Raw genomic sequence first — 3,198 nt, 5'->3', positions numbered from 1 at the left:
AGCAGCCACAAACCTTAGACGGAGCTGACGTCCGACGAACGGCAGCTAACGATCTGCGACAGATACCGTAGTTTCTGGTCATGCCCCGGAACCGTCATAGGAACGGGACGCCGAACAGAACCGAGACAACGAAGGGCCGGAGATCGAGCGATGAGCGATCAAGACGAGAGTTTCACCGAAGACGAGATTTAGAAGCTGCGGTGGCATCCAGCCCGCGCGCGAAGGAGACCCACGAGACCGCGCAGGGCTTGTGCATCGAGGAACGTACGAAAGGCCAGATCATCGGCCTGACGGAGCAGGGCCGCATTGCCATCGGCTTGGGTGCCGGAGCGCCACCCGAACGACTACGCGAGGACGGAGTTTTCGGATATGGTCGAGGCGCAGGCGCTCTCCCTGTCGGATCGGCTGTGGCAGGCGGGAAATCGCGAGCAGGGGCGCGAACAGCAATGGGCGCGGCAGGAGCAGGAGCGAGACCAATGACCGAAAAAGAGCGTTCGCCGCGACAGAGTAGGAAGTCCCCACGCATATACATTTGCCCCTCGCACGGACCGTGTGTCGATGGCACCTGCCATGTTTGCGGAGCGAGTCTAACGCTGCGCGACGGGACGCACGTAACCATCAACGGTAAGGATCATCGCGAAGTCGCTCATGTTTTGCAGTCTTCAATGGAGTATGCTCGCAAATCCAAGCGACTTGCCGTCCTCGCTCTTGTGATCGCCATCGCTACAGGAGCGATAGCCGTAGTGGCAAACTTGACCACGATTGCAACGTTTTTCGGCTTGGAAGAGTGGATAGGTCCGTTTCTGCAGCGCGACTGATAATGCCTCTTCTGTTGGATCGCCTGCAAATCTACCTTGTAGCGCTAGAGCGTGTAGCGGTGATCTTCGATACGCCACAAACGGTGATTTCTGTCCCTCTCCTCAACTCCGCTTCGCATCAGCACCTTAGCGCGGACACAACCCTCGGGCAAAACCTTCGGGGTTGTGAGACGATTGAGGCTCACTGGTGCGAGCGGCCGTTCGCTGCGGCCCGTCGAAGGCGTAGGTCGGGCTCACTCCCGACCTTCACTACGGATGGCCTGAACGCCGGCAGTGCAGACGAAGCCGACATTGATCCGAGGTGAGGATACTGTAGGCAAGACCGAACGGCTTGCAGATGACAACGATCCCCACGATCTTTACGCCCCGCCTGACCCTTCGGCCCATGCGGGCGGCTGACTGGTCCGGCTACCATCGCCTGATGGCCTCAGACAGGTCCATCTACATGGGCGGTCCTTTCTCCACTGCCGTGGCTTGGGGCATGTTCTGTGCCGATCACGCTCAATGGAGCCTATTCGGGTGTGGTGCCCTAATGATCGAGAGCACGGTCAGCGGCGAATGTCTTGGTCAAGTGGGGATCAATTCAGGGCCATTGTTCCCGGAGTTCGAATTGGGATGGTTGCTCTACCCCGAGGCGGAAGGGCACGGCTTTGCCTACGAAGCCGCAACGGCTTTGCGAACGTGGAGCCTAGATATCAGGCACGTCGAAACACTGGTTAGCTACATCGATCCTAACAATCTTCGATCAGCCAGATTGGCGGAACGGCTCGGCGCGACGCTGGATGCCAACGCGCAGCGGCCTGACCCCTCGGATCTCGTCTACAGGCATTACGGCTGAACGCCCACCCAGGGCTGATTGTGTTGAAAAACTCACGCGGCTCCAATGCGGCCCGAAATACCAGAACGCCTGTTCTAACTGAGTTCTAAAATGTCGCCTCAGGGGGTGGATGTCGTCTTTCACCAGAACGAAATTCTGGTCCGAGGCCAGTGATTGTCGAGACAGGGAGTTTTTCAACATGGGGTAATGGTCTGACTGCTCTTCGAAGACCCCGGTAGGATCGGGGTCATAATGTAGAGGAGAAGATCCATGGACTATTTCGCCGGTTTGGACGTCTCGCTCGAGAAGACGCATGTTTGCGTCCTCGACCGGGAGGGAGCGATCATCGCTGAGGCGGTGGCAGCCTCGACACCTGAAGCCATTGCCGAGGCGCTCGAAACGGCGCCTGCATGCAAAGTGGTGGTCTTCGAGACCGGGCGTATGGCACCGATGCTCTACCACGGGCTGGCAGAGCGCGGCGTGCCAGTGGTCTGCATCGAAAGCCGGCAGGCTTACCAGGCCCTGAAGACACTCGCCACGCACAAGACCGACCGCAACGATGCCCGGGGGCTGGCGCAACTGGCCCGGACAGGGTTCTTCAAGCCGGTGCATGTCAAATCCCTGCCGGCCCACGCGGTCCGCTCGCTCATCATGGCCCGCAAGAAGCTGGTCGGACAGCGGATCATGCTGGAGAACCAAGTGCGCGGGCTCGCGGTCGTGTTCGGTGCAAGGCTGCCGCGCGGACTTTCCCCGGCATTCGTTCGAGAGGTGCTGGCCATGAGCGACGGCGTGGCCGGCCTCTCCGCCGCAATGCGTGGTCTGATCGCCGCGCGCGAGGCGGTGCTTTCGGCCATTGCCGCCATCGACAGCGACATCAAGCATCTCGTGCGCCAGTCGGGAGCCTGCCGTCGGCTCATGACTGTCCCCGGCGTGGGGCCCATTACCGCGCTGGCCTTCACCGCCGCCGTTGACGATCCAGGACGGTTCCGACGATCCCGCGACCTCGGTGCCTATCTCGGCCTTGTCCCGCGCCGCCATCAGTCCGGCGAAATCGACTACACCGGGCACATCTCGAAGACCGGGGACCGGCGCGTGCGAACGTTGCTCTACGAGGCTGCGAACGTGATGCTGACCCGCTACAAGGGAGCGCTGAAACTGAAGGAATGGGCGGTGGCAATCGCGCGCAGATCGAACATGCGCAAGGCCCGGATCGCCCTGGCGCGTCGATTGGCAGTCATCATGCACGCAATGCTCAAGAGCGACACCGACTTCCGCCCGGTCTGAGACTGGCCGGCGATACATAACCCGGTCGACGAGAAAGGAGACCGCCCCGAGCTCCCGAGCGGGGAGCACCGCCCGAGGGAGGGAGCAGATGATGGCGCCGATTCTGTAGCACGCGGCCGACCCCGGCTGACTGCGGTTTCAACCTCGCCACTCTCGCACCCAGCTTACCCCATAAAGTGCCAAGCATGAGCACGCAGAGAACGAAGGCACCCGAAAGGCACCAACCGCTCAGGACGGAGCAGCCAGACCTTGCCCCATTAGCAGGCTGCTGAAGAAGTC

2 protein-coding genes are annotated in these 3,198 nt (G+C 61.0%); both read left to right on the top strand.

All coding sequences use genetic code 11. From position 1 onward, the window contains the following. Window positions 1–1,155 precede the first annotated feature (1,155 nt). Window positions 1,156–1,656 carry a GNAT family N-acetyltransferase gene (locus tag OCH239_RS21070; RefSeq protein WP_037267379.1) on the top strand — a complete coding sequence of 167 codons (501 nt, stop codon included), beginning with the start codon at window positions 1,156–1,158 and terminating at the stop codon, window positions 1,654–1,656. A gap of 249 nt (window positions 1,657–1,905) precedes the next feature. Beyond that, window positions 1,906–2,919 (top strand): IS110 family RNA-guided transposase, encoded by a 1,014-nt coding sequence (locus tag OCH239_RS21065; RefSeq protein ID WP_037267377.1) that lies wholly within the window; start codon window positions 1,906–1,908, stop codon window positions 2,917–2,919. The last annotated feature ends 279 nt before the right edge of the window (window positions 2,920–3,198 follow it).

Origin of the sequence: Roseivivax halodurans JCM 10272 (assembly GCF_000521785.1) — a bacterium.
GTDB classification, from domain to species: domain Bacteria; phylum Pseudomonadota; class Alphaproteobacteria; order Rhodobacterales; family Rhodobacteraceae; genus Roseivivax; species Roseivivax halodurans.
Note: the sequence above shows the minus strand (reverse complement) of the source record. Positions and strands in the feature narration are given on the sequence as shown.